This window comes from Xylanibacillus composti, from assembly GCF_018403685.1.
Taxonomy (GTDB): Bacteria; Bacillota; Bacilli; order Paenibacillales; family K13; genus Xylanibacillus; species Xylanibacillus composti.
Window position 1 is genome coordinate 1 of the sequence record NZ_BOVK01000074.1, and the last position, 15,135, is coordinate 15,135.

25 protein-coding genes are annotated in these 15,135 nt (G+C 50.7%); 22 read left to right on the plus strand and 3 right to left on the minus strand.

Annotated elements, in window-relative coordinates:
- Positions 1–313 precede the first annotated feature (313 nt).
- The 3 genes from XYCOK13_RS19855 to XYCOK13_RS19865 form a co-directional block, all read right to left on the minus strand.
- A complete protein-coding gene (locus tag XYCOK13_RS19855; protein ID WP_213413990.1) occupies positions 314–1,951 on the minus strand; it encodes a DUF2339 domain-containing protein in 1,638 nt (545 codons plus the stop codon).
- Positions 1,952–2,075: 124 nt separating this feature from the next.
- The gene (locus XYCOK13_RS19860) at positions 2,076–2,750 is read right to left on the minus strand and encodes a response regulator transcription factor (protein WP_213413991.1); all 675 of its coding nucleotides are present in this window, start codon (positions 2,748–2,750) and stop codon (positions 2,076–2,078) included.
- A complete protein-coding gene (locus tag XYCOK13_RS19865) occupies positions 2,729–4,141 on the minus strand; it encodes a sensor histidine kinase (RefSeq protein ID WP_213413992.1) in 1,413 nt (470 codons plus the stop codon). The genes XYCOK13_RS19860 and XYCOK13_RS19865 overlap by 22 nt, the downstream gene beginning before the upstream one ends.
- 358 nt (positions 4,142–4,499) lie before the next feature.
- Here XYCOK13_RS19865 and rpsJ point away from each other — a divergent pair, with 358 nt between their 5' ends.
- From rpsJ to secY, 22 genes are all read left to right on the plus strand, one after another.
- Positions 4,500–4,808 (plus strand): 30S ribosomal protein S10, encoded by a 309-nt coding sequence (gene rpsJ / locus XYCOK13_RS19870; protein WP_213413993.1) that lies wholly within the window; start codon positions 4,500–4,502, stop codon positions 4,806–4,808.
- A 51-nt stretch (positions 4,809–4,859) separates the two neighbouring features.
- The gene (rplC, locus tag XYCOK13_RS19875) at positions 4,860–5,486 is read left to right on the plus strand and encodes a 50S ribosomal protein L3 (protein WP_213413994.1); all 627 of its coding nucleotides are present in this window, start codon (positions 4,860–4,862) and stop codon (positions 5,484–5,486) included.
- Positions 5,487–5,512: 26 nt separating this feature from the next.
- A complete protein-coding gene (gene rplD / locus XYCOK13_RS19880) occupies positions 5,513–6,136 on the plus strand; it encodes a 50S ribosomal protein L4 (protein ID WP_213413995.1) in 624 nt (207 codons plus the stop codon).
- The gene (gene rplW / locus XYCOK13_RS19885; RefSeq protein WP_213413996.1) at positions 6,136–6,426 is read left to right on the plus strand and encodes a 50S ribosomal protein L23; all 291 of its coding nucleotides are present in this window, start codon (positions 6,136–6,138) and stop codon (positions 6,424–6,426) included. Before rplD ends, rplW begins: the two co-directional genes overlap by 1 nt.
- A 31-nt stretch (positions 6,427–6,457) precedes the next feature.
- Positions 6,458–7,294, plus strand: a complete 837-nt coding sequence (gene rplB / locus XYCOK13_RS19890; RefSeq protein ID WP_213413997.1) for a 50S ribosomal protein L2 — start codon at positions 6,458–6,460, stop codon at positions 7,292–7,294.
- Between the two features lie 54 nt (positions 7,295–7,348).
- On the plus strand, positions 7,349–7,630 hold the full coding sequence (gene rpsS, locus XYCOK13_RS19895) for a 30S ribosomal protein S19 (protein WP_213413998.1): 282 nt from the start codon (positions 7,349–7,351) through the stop codon (positions 7,628–7,630).
- Between the two features lie 37 nt (positions 7,631–7,667).
- On the plus strand, positions 7,668–8,000 hold the full coding sequence (gene rplV / locus XYCOK13_RS19900; protein WP_213413999.1) for a 50S ribosomal protein L22: 333 nt from the start codon (positions 7,668–7,670) through the stop codon (positions 7,998–8,000).
- Positions 8,001–8,013: 13 nt separating this feature from the next.
- Positions 8,014–8,676 (plus strand): 30S ribosomal protein S3, encoded by a 663-nt coding sequence (gene rpsC, locus XYCOK13_RS19905; RefSeq protein ID WP_213414000.1) that lies wholly within the window; start codon positions 8,014–8,016, stop codon positions 8,674–8,676.
- A 3-nt stretch (positions 8,677–8,679) separates the two neighbouring features.
- Positions 8,680–9,111 (plus strand): 50S ribosomal protein L16, encoded by a 432-nt coding sequence (rplP, locus tag XYCOK13_RS19910; protein WP_213414001.1) that lies wholly within the window; start codon positions 8,680–8,682, stop codon positions 9,109–9,111.
- Positions 9,101–9,301, plus strand: coding sequence for a 50S ribosomal protein L29 (rpmC, locus tag XYCOK13_RS19915; protein WP_213414002.1), 201 nt, complete (start codon positions 9,101–9,103; stop codon positions 9,299–9,301). The genes rplP and rpmC overlap by 11 nt, the downstream gene beginning before the upstream one ends.
- A 57-nt stretch (positions 9,302–9,358) precedes the next feature.
- Positions 9,359–9,622, plus strand: a complete 264-nt coding sequence (rpsQ, locus tag XYCOK13_RS19920) for a 30S ribosomal protein S17 (protein ID WP_213414003.1) — start codon at positions 9,359–9,361, stop codon at positions 9,620–9,622.
- A gap of 33 nt (positions 9,623–9,655) precedes the next feature.
- A complete protein-coding gene (gene rplN / locus XYCOK13_RS19925) occupies positions 9,656–10,024 on the plus strand; it encodes a 50S ribosomal protein L14 (protein WP_213414004.1) in 369 nt (122 codons plus the stop codon).
- A 61-nt stretch (positions 10,025–10,085) separates the two neighbouring features.
- Positions 10,086–10,439, plus strand: coding sequence for a 50S ribosomal protein L24 (gene rplX / locus XYCOK13_RS19930; protein ID WP_213414005.1), 354 nt, complete (start codon positions 10,086–10,088; stop codon positions 10,437–10,439).
- A 32-nt stretch (positions 10,440–10,471) separates the two neighbouring features.
- The gene (rplE, locus tag XYCOK13_RS19935) at positions 10,472–11,014 is read left to right on the plus strand and encodes a 50S ribosomal protein L5 (RefSeq protein WP_213414006.1); all 543 of its coding nucleotides are present in this window, start codon (positions 10,472–10,474) and stop codon (positions 11,012–11,014) included.
- A 26-nt stretch (positions 11,015–11,040) separates the two neighbouring features.
- Positions 11,041–11,226 carry a type Z 30S ribosomal protein S14 gene (locus tag XYCOK13_RS19940; protein ID WP_213414007.1) on the plus strand — a complete coding sequence of 62 codons (186 nt, stop codon included), beginning with the start codon at positions 11,041–11,043 and terminating at the stop codon, positions 11,224–11,226.
- 31 nt (positions 11,227–11,257) lie between these two features.
- Complete coding sequence (gene rpsH, locus XYCOK13_RS19945) at positions 11,258–11,656, plus strand: 30S ribosomal protein S8 (protein ID WP_213414008.1); 399 nt, start codon at positions 11,258–11,260, stop codon at positions 11,654–11,656.
- Between the two features lie 29 nt (positions 11,657–11,685).
- Positions 11,686–12,228, plus strand: a complete 543-nt coding sequence (rplF, locus tag XYCOK13_RS19950) for a 50S ribosomal protein L6 (protein ID WP_213414009.1) — start codon at positions 11,686–11,688, stop codon at positions 12,226–12,228.
- Between the two features lie 40 nt (positions 12,229–12,268).
- Entirely contained in the window at positions 12,269–12,634 is a 366-nt protein-coding gene (gene rplR / locus XYCOK13_RS19955) for a 50S ribosomal protein L18 (RefSeq protein WP_213414010.1), read from the plus strand.
- 26 nt (positions 12,635–12,660) lie between these two features.
- On the plus strand, positions 12,661–13,158 hold the full coding sequence (gene rpsE, locus XYCOK13_RS19960) for a 30S ribosomal protein S5 (protein WP_213414011.1): 498 nt from the start codon (positions 12,661–12,663) through the stop codon (positions 13,156–13,158).
- Positions 13,159–13,171: 13 nt separating this feature from the next.
- Positions 13,172–13,354, plus strand: a complete 183-nt coding sequence (gene rpmD, locus XYCOK13_RS19965; RefSeq protein WP_213414012.1) for a 50S ribosomal protein L30 — start codon at positions 13,172–13,174, stop codon at positions 13,352–13,354.
- Between the two features lie 24 nt (positions 13,355–13,378).
- Positions 13,379–13,819: a 50S ribosomal protein L15 gene (gene rplO / locus XYCOK13_RS19970; protein ID WP_213414013.1), complete on the plus strand. Its 441-nt coding sequence runs from the start codon at positions 13,379–13,381 to the stop codon at positions 13,817–13,819.
- A complete protein-coding gene (gene secY, locus XYCOK13_RS19975) occupies positions 13,819–15,123 on the plus strand; it encodes a preprotein translocase subunit SecY (protein WP_213414014.1) in 1,305 nt (434 codons plus the stop codon). The genes rplO and secY overlap by 1 nt, the downstream gene beginning before the upstream one ends.
- The last annotated feature ends 12 nt before the right edge of the window (positions 15,124–15,135 follow it).

A 15,135-nucleotide genomic window follows, 5' to 3' on the forward strand; every position in this document is an offset into this window, starting at 1 on the left:
GATAATCATGCTGTTCGCCTCTGAAATAAAGCCATATTTTACTTTTAAGCTGTGGGGGTGCGGATCAGTGGGTGTGTGCAGTGGGTGTATAGGCAGCGGGAGTGTAAGCAGTGTGACTGCGAGCAGTGGGTGTGTGAGCAGTAGGGGGGCGAGCAGTGAGGGAGTGTAAGCAGCGTGTGTGTAAGCAGTGGGTGCGCCAGTGTGTGTGAACGGATGTCCTGATTTGACTAGTATCGGAGACGGTATGGAGAGGAAAAGAAAGCTGCCCCCAAGTTGTAAGGCTCAGAAGCAGCTTATGGTTACTATGCTTTTCTTACGACTCGCCGGAGTCTAGGGATGGAGTGTCTTCTTGTGTTTCCTTGTCATTCTGGTCTTGCTCACGACTGCTCCACTTCGCGTTGACCGCACTAATGGTGAAGGAAATGCCGCCCAATATAAGCAGGGTCAATGCCTTGTAGATGGTCTGCGTACCAGACAGGTCGAACAGCAACGCCTTCAGCGCAACCATGACCAGCACGGTAGACCCGAAGTATCGGAATACACGCTGTTGGCTGTAAGCGCCCCAAAGGAACAGGAGCAAGGCATAGATGCCCCAAGTAATCGATAGAGCCAGTTCATGCAGCAGCGGCATATCGTACGAATGGTATAAGCCATTGACTTGCACCGTAAGCAATCCGCCGACCACCAAGTGACTGAGGAAAGCGGTCAGCCGGGAAAAGAATACTTGCGCGGACGATTGCGTCCGATCAAACTTCACCTTCACGGAAGCATAAAACCCAATGACGGCCAGCAAGATCCAGGCAAAAGCTCCCCAGTTGAAGAACGGTACGTAAACTCCGAACCAATCTACACGAGGCGTATCCCAAGTTACGACGAACCAATATAAGCCGACAACTACCCATATACCAAGTGCAGCCGCCTTGATGCTGTTCATGCGCAATTTCTGGCCGGCGATTAGAACAGCACCAGCGATGACAGACCATAGCATAACGCCGATCAACGGGCGATAGACGGAACCGGTGCCGAGCTGTGAAGCTGCGATCAGGAGCAAGAACAGGCCGCCGGCTAACTTGGTGTGATAGGCAGGACTTGCTTGCTTCGTCAATTTGAAAAGGATCAGCGCATATATGAGATACAGCATGCCCATAGCGGCCAGCGGCACTGAATAAGGAACGAAGCCATCGAGCAAGGCCAGACTCCACAATCCGAACAGCACTGCATTGACGATCCCCGCGTACATGTTCAAGCCCTCAAATTGTTTATTCTTTTTCCATGAAGACCATCCCAATGCAATAAGATAAAACAGATAGGCGGCGACCGCATAACGGAACGGCATGCTCCAAATGCCATCAACAGGCGGTTCAAAGTGAAAGAAGTATACCGTATAGAGCAGCCATGTTCCGCCAAAAGGGAGCAGACGCGCTTCCAGCCAATCTTTGCGAATGCTGACAAAAAAGCTGGCGGTGTTCAGGACGAATAGGTAGAGGAACAACGTAAAGACTTGATCCGTTTCCGGCCTCATCACCAAAGGGGCGAGCAGCGCACCCAATAGTGCGACTTGAAGAAGCAGACGCAGCTGATAGCGGTAAGCAAACAAAGCAACGGCTAGCGTGACAGCCATCATGCACAGAAAAACCGTCATCGAATCCCAAAGCGCATAATAAATGCCGGCGAATGAAAAAGTAATGTACAACAGAGCTGCGCCTGTGCCAGTCAAGCATTCTCCGATGAGGCGGCGAGCCGGATGGTTGGCAAGCTGGTCCGCTTTCAACCGGAAGATGGCTGCTCCGGCAAGCGCGGCTCCTGCGCCAGTCAACAGGCCAATCGCGATCTTCAACGTATCGGTAAGCCACCCTTGATCAACTGAGAATTGAAACAGGTATAGGAAAGCTGCCAATACAAACAAGATGCCCAAAACGGTAGTCCAGTGCTTTTGCACATAGAATTTCATAATAAAACCAACCTCCTGCATGAAAAGTATGCTTTTGGGTCCAAGTGACCGCTTGCTCCTTTCATCATAAGAGATTGGCAAAAAGTTCAAAGTCCAATCTTTATCTAGTACCGAACGTACATTCTCAAGTTTGATCTTCGTTGGATGAGAAGGCGCCAAGCTCCCGAAGACGTTGAGCGGCTTCCTTGCTGCTGGGACTGCCAAGTTTTTTCAGAATGTTGCCGACATGGACCTTGATCGTTCTCAAGGATACGACAAGCTCCTCGGCGATTTGCGGCTGAGAGTAGCCCTGATCGATCATGCGCAACACCTCCAGTTCAGCAGGTGTGACCAGATTGCGGATACGTTCTGTTTCGATTTCGCGTTCCAATTGCTTTAACCGACGGAATTCGCTTCGCATTTTTTCAGCAGCAGCTGCGCTGATCGGAGACTGATTGCGATAAGCGCTGCGGATGGCAGCCGGAATCTGCTCGAATGAATGTTTGACGAGATAATCGATGGCACCTGCCTGGAACGCCTCGAAAACAAGCTCCTTGTCCTCCATCGAAGTGAGCATGATGACCCTCGCGTTTGTACTGTCGACGATTTCGGATGTCAGGACGATGCCGGCTGCTGAATCTGCCAACATAATGTCCATCATGACCACATCAATCGGGGATTGTTGAATAGCGCGCAAAGCCTCCTCGCTCGTCGAGACGGCAGCTGCAACCTCGATATCTGGCTGGCGGTTCAAATAGGCGCGCAAACCTCTGAGCCAATCAGGATCATCCTCGACAATCATAACGCGGATTGTGTCCATGCTTTCCCCTCCTTGCCTAGGTCGGCAGATGACGGTACGATGCTCCAGCGCCGGGCTGGAAACGTCATGGCTGCACGGGTGCCTTCCCCTTCGCGGCTGTACAGCGTCAGGCTGCCATTGTGCTTCTGCATCACCTGATAGCAATAGGCCAGCCCGAGACCAAAGTTCAATCCCCCGCCTTTGGTTGTATAGAAGGGATCGACTGCTTTTTTCAACTGATAGGGAGACATGCCGATTCCTGTATCACTGATCTCCAGCACATGCTTGCGCTTGCCGAGATGAGCGCGAATTGTAAGGGATCCGCCCTGCGGCATGGCCTCCATCGCATTGTTGCAAAGATTCGTGAGCGCTTCAGTCAGGAGGGCCTTGTCCCCGTGCATGACGATAGCCGAATCGCCGTGGACGTCTGTTTGAATTTGCCGCGAGGGCAAGCCAAGACTTTTCAGCACCTCTTCTATCCAACTGCGCAGGGGAAATGGCTCCTCGATGAGCTTCTGGTCCTTGGTTTGACCCTGGACTTTCCGGATCATGGCCAATACGCGATTGGAGGCTTCCTCAATCACGCGCACATCCTCGTACCAATCCGCTAGCCCTTTCTCCTCCGCTTCGCTTTTCATCTTTTCGCTGAAGAGCCGGATCTTGCCGATCTCATTTTTGATAGCATGGTGAAGGATCGTGGTTCCGGACGTAATCGCTCGCAACGTGCTGTCCAATCTTTTTCGTTCAATGTACAGCCGGACGCCCAGAAAGCCAGTCTTGAACATGGCCACCAGAAACAGCAGGAAAGCTAGGCCGATAAACCACGGATTATACCGCCACATCCCATAAACCCCGAATGCGGGTAAGATATAGCCCACGACAGTGGCGAATAGGACAGGGGGCAAGATCGCGAGCTTCGCTAAATAATTCGACGTGCGCATGGCCAGGTTGGGCGAGGGCATGCTGGCGATCAGCCAGGAGCCTGCCAGGATATATGGAAGCGCCCATAGCGCCATCCACATATGCATAACAGGCTTCTGCGGCGTATAGGCTGGCGATAGCGCGAACGTCAACAAGGGCGGAATAAGCAAAAACAAGGCCGCATAATGCCGTTTCATGGAGGGTAAAAAGAAAGGATTGAAGTAAAGCGCGCTGAGAACAAAGGCATAGGGCAAACCATAGTAATTCAGCAGGGAGAAAAATGCCTGCAGAACATCTAGCATCTGGTTGGCGGCAGGCGTATGCAAACTGGCGTCCCAGGCAGGACGAACCGATTCATCCAGGTGGACAGCGACACCCCCGCACCCTCCAAAAAACGTCACCAATGCCAGCCAGCGAATTTGCACCTTACGGAAGTCAGTAAGAAGGAGAAGGAGAGAAGTGCTCCATAACACAATTGTGACAAACAGCATAGAACCATCGACGCTCCTGTCAATAGGATCCTTTCATTATAGCATAGGACGTAATCTTGCAGCGCCATTTCATGCAAACGGAAGTACGTATTTCTTCTATTATATAGTCATGCGTGAAGAACCGTTTTTGGCCCGACAAAACCGATCATGCAATGCAATGAAATAGGTGTTGATTTACAAAGAACTTTTCTGTATAATAGTGAACGTTGGTCTGTGACGTTGCGATGATGTGAGAGGTTGCCGACACACCCGGCCCCTTTGCCATGAGGCGGAAGGGGGGAGAAACCGCGGCGCTGTCGGGAGATTTTCACGGAGTATGTCCGATTACAAAATTGGGCGATAGAAGGAGGGTATAACAATGGCAAAACAAAAAATCCGTATTCGTTTGAAGGCTTACGATCACCGGGTGCTGGACCAGTCCGCAGAGAAGATTGTGGATACGGCGAAGCGTTCCGGTGCGGGTGTGTCCGGTCCGATTCCGCTTCCGACTGAGAAGCAGGTGATCACCATTCTCCGGGCTGTGCACAAGTACAAGGATTCCCGTGAACAATTCGAAATGCGTACACACAAGCGCTTGATCGATATTGTCAATCCGACGCCGCAAACGGTTGATGCGCTGATGCGTCTTGATCTGCCGTCGGGTGTAGACATTGAAATCAAATTATAATAACAGCAACTTAAACTCATTATGATGCATGGAAGGAAAAGAGGTGTCAACATGACAAAAGGTATCTTAGGCCGCAAGCTGGGCATGACGCAAGTGTTCACTCCAGAAGGTCTGGCAATCGCTGTGACGGTAATCGAGGCAGGTCCGAACGTTGTTCTGCAGAAGAAGGACGTAGAGAACGACGGGTATGAAGCGATCCAGGTAGGCTTTGCCGACAAGAGTGAAAAAAGAGCAAACAAGCCTGCTCAAGGTCATGCGAAAAAAGCAAACACGGCTCCTAAGCGCTACGTCCGCGAGCTGCGCGGTGTTACTGTGTCGGAATATGAGGTTGGCCAGGAAATCAAGGCTGACATTTTTGCAGAAGGCGAATTCGTTGACGTGACTGGGACGTCCAAGGGCAAGGGCTTCCAAGGCGTAATCAAGCGCCATGGTCAATCCCGCGGTCCTATGACACACGGTTCCCGCTATCATCGTGGTCCGGGTTCGATGGGCTCCATCGCCGCAAACCGCGTTTTCAAGGGTAAGAAATTGCCAGGACATATGGGTGGAGAGACAATCACATTGCAGAATCTGCAGGTGATCAAGGTAGATGCCGAGCGCAATCTGCTTTTGGTGAAGGGATCGATCCCGGGTCCGAAAAACAGCTTTGTTAAAGTCAAATCGTCGGTGAAGAAATAAGATCACCGTAGAAAGGAGGAGCATTCATGCCGAAAGTAGCTTTATATAACGTAAGTGGAGCACAGGTAGGTGAAGTCGAACTGGCCGATAGCGTGTTCGGAATCGAACCGCATCAGCATGTCCTTCACCAAGCGGTTGTGATGCAGCAAGCATCGCTGCGCGCTGGTACGCACAAAACCAAAGGACGTTCGGAAGTTCGCGGCGGCGGCCGCAAGCCGTGGAAGCAAAAAGGAACTGGACGCGCTCGTCAGGGCAGCATTCGCGCCCCGCAATGGAAAGGCGGCGGCATCGTATTCGGTCCAACTCCAAGAAGCTATGCTTACAAGCTTCCTAAGAAAGTACGCCGTTTGGCGATTAAATCCGCACTGTCCTCTAAAGTTGTAGGCAATGAAATCGTCGTGCTTGATCAATTGACGATGAATCAGCCCAAAACTAAGGAGTTTGCGGCGATTTTGAACAGCCTGAAAGTGGATCGCAAGGCGCTTGTTGTTACGGCTGACTATAATGACAGTGTCGCTTTGTCCGCGAGAAACATTCCAGGTGTGAAATTCGTTCCGGCTGAAGGGATCAATGTGCTGGACGTGATGGTTCACGACAAATTGATCATTACGAAGGATGCCGCCAAAAAAGTTGAGGAGGTCTTCGCGTAATGAAAAACCCTCGTGATATTATCATACGCCCGATTATCACTGAGCAAACGAGCGACATGATGGCTCAGAACCGTTATGTGTTCGAAGTGGATAAGCGAGCGAACAAGACGGAAATCAAACAAGCCATTGAACAAATCTTCAAAGTGAAGGTTGCAAAGGTCAATACGTTGATCGTGCCGGCGAAGCCGAAGCGCTATGGCCGCCACGAAGGATACACTTCCGAATGGAAGAAAGCATTCGTTCAATTGAGCGAAGACAGCAAGCCGCTTGAGTTTTTTGAGACGGTATAACGAAATTCGCGCAAGTTAGGAGGGAAACAAAGTGCCAATCAAAAAGTATAAACCGACATCCCCGGCAAGACGCCAAATGTCCGTATTGTCCTTCTCGGAAATTACGACAGATCAGCCGGAGAAATCTTTGCTTGCGCCGCTTTCCAAGAAAGCAGGACGCAACAACCAAGGCAAAATTACAGTTCGTCACCATGGCGGCGGACATAAACGCAAATACCGCATCATCGATTTCAAACGGAACAAAGATGGCATACCAGGTCGCGTTGCTACGATCGAATATGATCCGAACCGTTCCGCTAATATCGCTCTGATCCACTATGCAGACGGCGAGAAGCGCTACATTATCGCGCCGAAAGGTTTGAAAGTGGACGATGTGATCGAATCCGGCACAGGTGCCGACATTAAAATTGGCAATGCGCTTCCGCTGGAGAACATTCCAGTTGGTACAGTGATTCACAATATCGAGTTGAAGCCTGGCAAGGGCGGACAATTGGTTCGCGCAGCCGGTACGGAAGCTCAGCTTCTTGGTAAAGAAGCAGACAGCAAATATGTTTCCGTTCGTCTTTCCTCTGGTGAGGTTCGCCGCATTCTGAAAGCTTGCCGCGCTACAATCGGTACAGTGGGCAACGAAGACCACGAGCTTGTGAACGTAGGTAAAGCAGGCCGCAATCGTTGGCTTGGCAAGCGTCCGACAGTTCGCGGAAGCGTTATGAACCCGAATGACCATCCGCACGGCGGTGGTGAAGGCCGCGCTCCGATTGGCCGCAAATCGCCGATGTCTCCATGGGGCAAGCCGACGCTTGGTTACAAGACACGGAAGAAAAACAAAGCTTCCAACAAATATATTATTCGCAGCCGCAACAAGTAATATGGCTAAATGCGAATCCATGCATGACCGTTTCTCAAGAAGGGAGGACCAAATATGGGACGCAGTTTGAAAAAAGGGCCGTTTATTGACGACTACCTGCTGAAGAAAGTCGAAGCGCTGAATGAAGCGAACAAGAAGACTGTCATCAAGACATGGTCGCGCCGTTCTACGATTTTCCCGCAATTCATCGGCCACACATTCGCTGTATATGATGGACGCAAGCATGTACCGGTGTATGTGACGGAAGATATGGTTGGCCACAAGCTTGGTGAATTCGCGCCTACCCGTACTTACAAGGGTCATACGGACGAAGATCGCAAGACAGGCAGAAGATAAGACTTGATCGAGATAATCGTTGAGGGGAGGTTTACCCATGCAAGCGAAAGCACAAGCAAGATACATTCGCATTGCTCCTCGGAAAGTGCGTTTGGTGATCGATCTGATCCGCGGCAAGCAAGTTGGCGAAGCCATTTCGATTTTGCGACACACGCCGAAATCCGCATCCCCGGTATTGGAGAAGCTGCTGAATTCGGCAATTGCCAACGCAGAACACAATTATGAGATGGATCCGAACAACTTGGTGATTGCGCAAGCATACGTCAATGAAGGACCGACCATGAAGCGGTTCCGTCCTCGGGCTCAAGGCCGCGCAACTCGAATCAATAAACGCACAAGCCACATCACGCTAGTGGTATCCGAAAAATAAGGAGGGAAGACGAATGGGTCAAAAGGTTAATCCGGTAGGAATGAGAGTCGGGATTATTCGCGATTGGGAATCCAAGTGGTACGCAGAGAAGGACTTCGGCGACCTGCTGATGGAGGACGTAAAGATCCGCGAATACCTGAAGAATAAATTGAAAGACTCCGCAGTTTCTCGCATCGACATCGAGCGCGCTGCAAACCGCGTGAACGTGACTATTCATACAGCGAAGCCTGGCATGGTAATTGGCAAAGGCGGTTCTGAAGTGGAGAACCTTCGCGTGCAATTGTCGAACATGACGAACAAGAAAGTGCACATCAACATTGCAGAAGTGAAAAATGCTGAATTGGACGCTGTGCTTGTGGCAGAGAGCATTGCCCAGCAGCTCGAGCGCCGGATTTCGTTCCGCCGCGCGATGAAGCAAGCGATCCAAAGAACCATGCGCCAAGGCGCAAAAGGAATCAAGACGATGGTAAGCGGACGTCTCGGCGGCGCGGAAATCGCCCGCAGCGAAGGCTACAGCGAAGGTACAGTACCGCTTCATACGCTTCGTGCCGATATTGATTACGGTACAGCGGAAGCGCACACGACATACGGACGCCTTGGCGTAAAAGTATGGATTTACCGTGGAGAGGTCCTTCCCCCTTCGAAGAAAAAGGCAGAATCGGAAGGAGGCAACTAAACCATGTTGATGCCGAAACGCGTGAAACACCGCAAGGAACATCGCGGAACGATGAAAGGCCGCGCCAAAGGCGGCACGGAAGTTGCATTCGGCGAATACGGCCTGCAGGCCCTGGAGCCATCCTGGGTAACGAACCGTCAAATCGAAGCAGCGCGTATCGCCATGACCCGTTACATCAAACGGGGCGGTAAAGTTTGGATTAAAATTTTCCCTTCCAAGCCAATCACGCAAAAGCCTCTTGAGGTGCGGATGGGTTCTGGTAAAGGTAACGTTGAGAAATGGGTAGCTGTTGTGAAGCCGGGCAAGATCATGTTCGAACTTGCCGGGGTTAGCGAAGAGGTTGCGCGCGAAGCGATGCGTCTTGCTTCCCACAAGCTCCCGGTCAAAACGAAATTTGTGAAAAGAGAAGTGGGTGGTGAAGGAAATGAAGGCTAGTGAATTCCGCAACTTGACCACTGCTGAAATCGAACAAAAGATTGCCGGATTCAAGGAAGAGCTGTTTAACCTTCGCTTCCAATTGGCTACCGGCCAGCTGGACAATCCGACACAAATTCGTGACATTCGCAAGTCCATTGCCCGTGCAAAAACGGTACTTCGCGAGCGCGAACTTGGAATCAGCAGCTAATCGAACTGGCACATTTCGTGCAGACGGATAATTTCAGAGAGGAGGTCTCAGAAGCACATGAGCGAACGCAATGAACGTAGAGTGCAAATCGGCAAGGTAGTGAGCGACAAGATGGACAAAACGATTGTCGTAGCCGTTGAGACGTATAAAAAACACTCGCTGTATCACAAGCGCATCAAGTACACGAAGAAATTCAAGGCGCATGATGAGCTGAACGAAGCGAAAATCGGCGATACCGTAAAAATTATGGAAACCCGCCCATTGTCCAAAGACAAGCGTTGGAGATTAGTAGAGATCACTGAAAAAGCGATCGTTATCTAATGCGCGACGAGAAGAACGGAAGGAGGGACTAACATGATTCAACCATTTACTCGTTTGAAGGCAGCCGACAATTCCGGCGCGAAGGAACTGATGTGCATTCGTGTGCTTGGCGGTACAGGTCGCCGTTTTGGACGGATTGGCGACACAATCATCTGCTCCGTAAAACAAGCAACACCAGGTGGCGTTGTCAAAAAAGGCGATGTGGTAACTGCGGTTATCGTGAGAACCCGTCGTGAATCCCGCCGGAATGATGGATCGTACATCCGCTTTGACGAGAATGCGGCTGTCATTATCAGAGACGACAAGAGCCCGCGCGGAACACGGATCTTCGGACCCGTTGCTCGCGAGCTGCGTGAAAGAGATTATATGAAGATCGTTTCTTTGGCACCGGAAGTTATTTAAATTGGACGGCTGTGCCGAAGCGGCTTTCTTTTGCGAAAGCGTACAGGAGGTGTAACGAAACATGCCTAACAAGGGAAAAAAGCTTGAGTCTCACAACAACAAGCTGCACGTGAAAAAAGAAGACACGGTTATGGTGATTACGGGCAAAGACAAAGGCAAAAAGGGCCGCGTCATTGCAGCGTTTCCTCGTGAAAATCGCGTACTCGTCGAAGGAATTAACATGGTGAAGAAGCATGCGAAGCCTTCGCAGCAAAATCCGCAAGGCGGCATCCTGACTCAGGAAGCGCCGATTCACGTGTCAAACGTGATGCTGATCGATCCGAAAAGCGGCCAGCCGACTCGAATCGGATACAAAGTGCTTGATAACGGCAAAAAAGTGCGCGTGGCCAAACGGTCCGGCGAAGTTATTGATTAATCCGTTGTTCGGAAAGGAGGGTAAATCGAAACATGGCAGCAAGAATGAAGGAACGTTTTCTGAATGAAGTCACACCGAGCTTGATGCAAAAGTTCAACTATACAACCGTCATGCAAGTGCCTAAAATCGAGAAAGTCGTCATCAACATGGGTGTCGGCGATGCCGTGCAAAACTCGAAAGTGTTGGATTCGGCTGTAAATGACCTGCAAGCGATCGCCGGTCAAAAGCCGATCATCACAAAGGCGAAAAAATCGATTGCCGGCTTCAAGCTTCGCGAAGGTATGCCGATCGGTGTAAAGGTGACACTGCGCGGTGAGCGTATGTATCACTTCCTGGATAAGCTGTTCAATATCTCATTGCCTCGCGTACGCGACTTCCGCGGTGTATCGACCAAGGCATTCGACGGACGCGGCAACTATACGCTCGGCCTGAAGGAACAGCTGATTTTCCCTGAGATTGACTACGATCAAGTGGACAAAGTCCGCGGTATGGATATCGTCATTGTAACGACAGCGAAAACGGATGAAGAGTCTCGCGAATTGTTGACCCAATTGGGTATGCCGTTTGCGAAATAAACCGAATGACGGGAGGTGCATAGCAAGTGGCAAAAACGTCGATGAAAGTCAAGCAGCAGCGGAAGCCGAAGTTCCAAGTCCGCGCTTATACTCGTTGTGAACGCTGCGGACGCCCGCATTCGGTTCTTCGCAAATTCAAGATTTGCCGGATTTGTTTCCGCGAACTCGCATATAAAGGCCAGATTCCTGGCGTGAAAAAAGCAAGCTGGTAATCACCCGCTTCAGGAAGGAGGTTCCTATACTATGGTAATGTCAGATCCAATTGCAGATATGCTGACTCGCATTCGCAATGCCAATACAGTTCGTCATGAAACGGTTGAAGTGCCGGCTTCCAAAATCAAAAAGCAAATCGCAGAGATTTTGAAGCAGGAAGGCTTCATTCGTGATGCGGAGTATGTGGAAGATAACAAACAAGGGATCATTCGCATCTTCTTGAAATACGGTCAAAACAGTGAACGTGTCATCACCGGATTGAAACGGATCAGCAAACCCGGGTTGCGTGTATATGCCAAAACCCATGAAATCCCTCGCGTACTTGGCGGATTGGGCATCGCAATCCTCTCCACCTCTGCGGGTGTTATGACGGACAAGGAAGCACGTCAGAAAAAAGCTGGCGGCGAAGTGCTTTGCTACGTGTGGTAAGATAAGCTTAAACGAATGGAGGTGTACCCATGTCTCGTATCGGACGCAAAGCGATCACCATTCCGAATGGTGTCGATATTCAAATGGACAATCGCGTGATTACAATCAAAGGACCGAAAGGAACGCTGTCCCGCGAAATTCACCGCGACATGATCGTGGAGGTGAACGGCTCTGAACTGAGCGTAGTTCGTCCTTCCGACAATAAATTGCACAGATCGCTGCACGGTACTACCCGCAGCGTGATCAACAATATGGTTAGCGGCGTAACAGAAGGCTTCAGCAAGTCTCTGGAACTCGTAGGCGTCGGTTACCGCGCCCAACTGACCGGCAAGAAGGTAGTATTGAATGTCGGTTATTCCCATCCTGTTGAGATCGAGCCGGAAGAAGGCATTGAGTTTGAAGTTCCTGCCAACAATAAGGTGATTGTGAAGGGGATCGACAAGGAACGCGTAGGCGCGATTGCTGCGAAAATCCGTTCTGTTCGTGAGCCTGAGCCTTATAAGGGCAAAGGAATCAAGTACGAAGGCGAACGCATTATCCGCAAGGAAGGCAAAGCGGGCAAGAAGAAATAAGGCTAGCTAGTTAAGCGAGTGGAAAGGAGTGAAATCTCCCATGATCACGAAGGGCGATAAGAATAAAGCACGCAAAAAGCGTCATCTGCGTGTGCGCAAGTCCGTGCAAGGGACGACGGCGCGTCCTCGTTTGAACGTGTTCCGTTCTTCCAAGCACATCTACGCACAGCTGATTGACGATACGCAAGGCGTTACAGTTGCTGCTGCTTCTACATTGGATAAAGAGATCGGCGAAGTAGAAAATGGCGGCAACGTGGAAGCCGCTCGCAAGGTGGGCGAATTGATCGCAAAGCGCGCGAAGGCGGCTGGTGTGGATCAAGTAGTCTTTGACCGCGGCGGATACTTGTATCACGGACGAATTCAAGCGCTGGCAGACGCAGCTCGCGAAGCCGGATTGCAATTCTAAAATAACTGGAAAAGGAGGTCAGTCACTTGCGCATTGATCCTAACACTTTGGAATTGACGGAAAAAGTAGTGCATATCAATCGTGTTGCGAAAGTTGTAAAAGGCGGTCGCCGCTTCAGCTTCAGCGCACTGGTTGTGGTAGGTGACGGCAAAGGATGGGTTGGCGCCGGTATCGGCAAAGCTTCCGAGGTGCCGGATGCCATTCGCAAAGGCATCGACGATGCCAAGAAAAACCTCATTCAAGTGCCTATGGTAGGCACGACGATTCCACATCAGGTGCTTGGACACTTCGGCGCTGGCAAGGTTATGCTGAAGCCAGCTTCTGAAGGTACAGGTGTGATCGCAGGCGGACCGGTTCGTGCCGTTCTTGAGCTTGCGGGTGTGGGCGACATTTTGACAAAATCGCTTGGTTCCTCGAACGCCATGAATATGGTAAACGCGACATTGGAAGGCCTGAGCCGCTTGAAGCGTGCGGAGGATGTAGCAAAACTACGCGGCAAAACCGTGGAAGAACTGTTAGGATAAGGAGGGGATACCGATGGCGAAAAACCTACAAGTTACCCTCAAACGCAGTTTGATCGGACGCCCGGAAGATCAGCGGGTGACTGTCAGAACGCTGGGGCTGCGCAAGCTTCATCAGACTGTAGTCCATGCGGACAATGCATCCGTTCGGGGTATGATTAACAAAGTCAGTCACTTGGTCGAAGTGAAAGAAGTGTAATATCATCTACAAGGAGGTGCACCCATGAAATTACATGAACTGCAACCTGCACCTGGTTCCACGCATGTGCGCAAGCGCAAGGGACGGGGAATTGGTTCTGGCAATGGCAAGACAGCCGGAAAGGGCCACAAAGGTCAAAACGCTCGTTCGGGCGGCGGTGTTCGCCCTGGATTTGAAGGCGGCCAAAATCCTTTGTTCCGCCGACTGCCGAAGCGCGGCTTCACGAACATTCACCGCAAAGAGTTTGCGATCATCAACCTGGATGATTTGAATCGCTTCGCAGAGGGAACAGAAGTTACACCGGAAACATTGTTGGAATCCGGAGTTGTAAAAAATGCGAAAGACGGCATCAAAGTGCTCGGCAACGGCGAATTGCAAGTAAAATTGACCGTCAAGGCTCATAAGTTCTCCCAATCTGCGGTGGAAAAAATTCAAGCTGCCGGCGGTAAATCCGAGGTGATTTGATGTTCAAGACCATATCCAATATCATGAGGGTACAGGATCTGCGGAACAAAATTCTTTTTACGCTGGGGATCCTGCTGATTTATCGGCTCGGGTCATTCATACCGGTACCCAATATTGATATCGAATTTCTCAAGAACTTTGACCGCTCCCAGCAAAGTGACATTTTCGGATTGCTGAACACTTTCTCGGGCGGGGCACTCAATAACTTCTCCATCTTTGCGATGGGGATCATGCCGTATATTACGGCGTCCATCATTGTACAGCTTTTGTCGATGGATGTGATTCCCAAGTTCGCGCAGTGGGCGAAGGAAGGCGAGAATGGCAAGCGCAAGCTTGCTCAGATCACCAGGTATGGCACGATCGGATTGGGCTTTATCCAAGCCTACTCCATGTCGATCGGTTTCAACCGACTGTATACGCAGCAAATGGTCATTGATCCTAGCTTTGCAACGTATACCGTTATTGCGATTGTGCTGACAGCAGGTACGGCATTTCTGATGTGGCTCGGCGAGCAAATCACGGAACGCGGCATTGGCAACGGAATCTCGATTCTGATTTTTGCCGGTATCATCGCGGGTATTCCGACTAGCGTGAATCTGATTTATCAAACCCTGTTTACAGGGGATGCGGCAGACATGCTCTTCCTGAATATCGTGAAGTTCATTGTTATTTTGCTCGTTGTTGTTGCGATTGTAGTTGGTGTCATTTACATTCAGCAAGGGATTCGCAAAATTCCTGTACAGTACGCGAAGCGCGTCGTTGGACGCAAGATGTACGGCGGTCAGTCTACGCACATTCCGTTGAAGGTAAATGCGGCTGGCGTCATTCCGGTCATCTTCGCTCTGTCGCTGCTGTTCTTCCCGGCGACGATCGCCCAGTTCTGGACGGGTCGCGTATGGGCAGACTGGATTATTCGTGAACTGAACTATACCGAACCGCTTGGTATGGTCCTGTATGTAATCTTGATTGTCGGCTTTACCTTCTTCTACACCTTTGTGCAGATTAACCCTGTGCAAATGGCTGACCAAATGAAGAAGAATGGCGGTTATATTCCAGGCATTCGTCCAGGCAAGACGACCAGCGTATACTTGACGAGAATTCTGACAAGAATTACGTTGGCTGGCGCGATATTCCTGGCGGCCGTTTCCATATTGCCGGTATTTTTCGGAAACTTGGCCGGGCTGCCTCAGCAAGTCACGATTGGCGGCACATCACTGCTGATTGTGGTTGGTGTAGCACTTGAAACGATGAAACAAGTAGAAAGCCAGTTGATCAAGCGCCATTACAAGGGCTTCATCAAATAGCCTGGGAGGTAC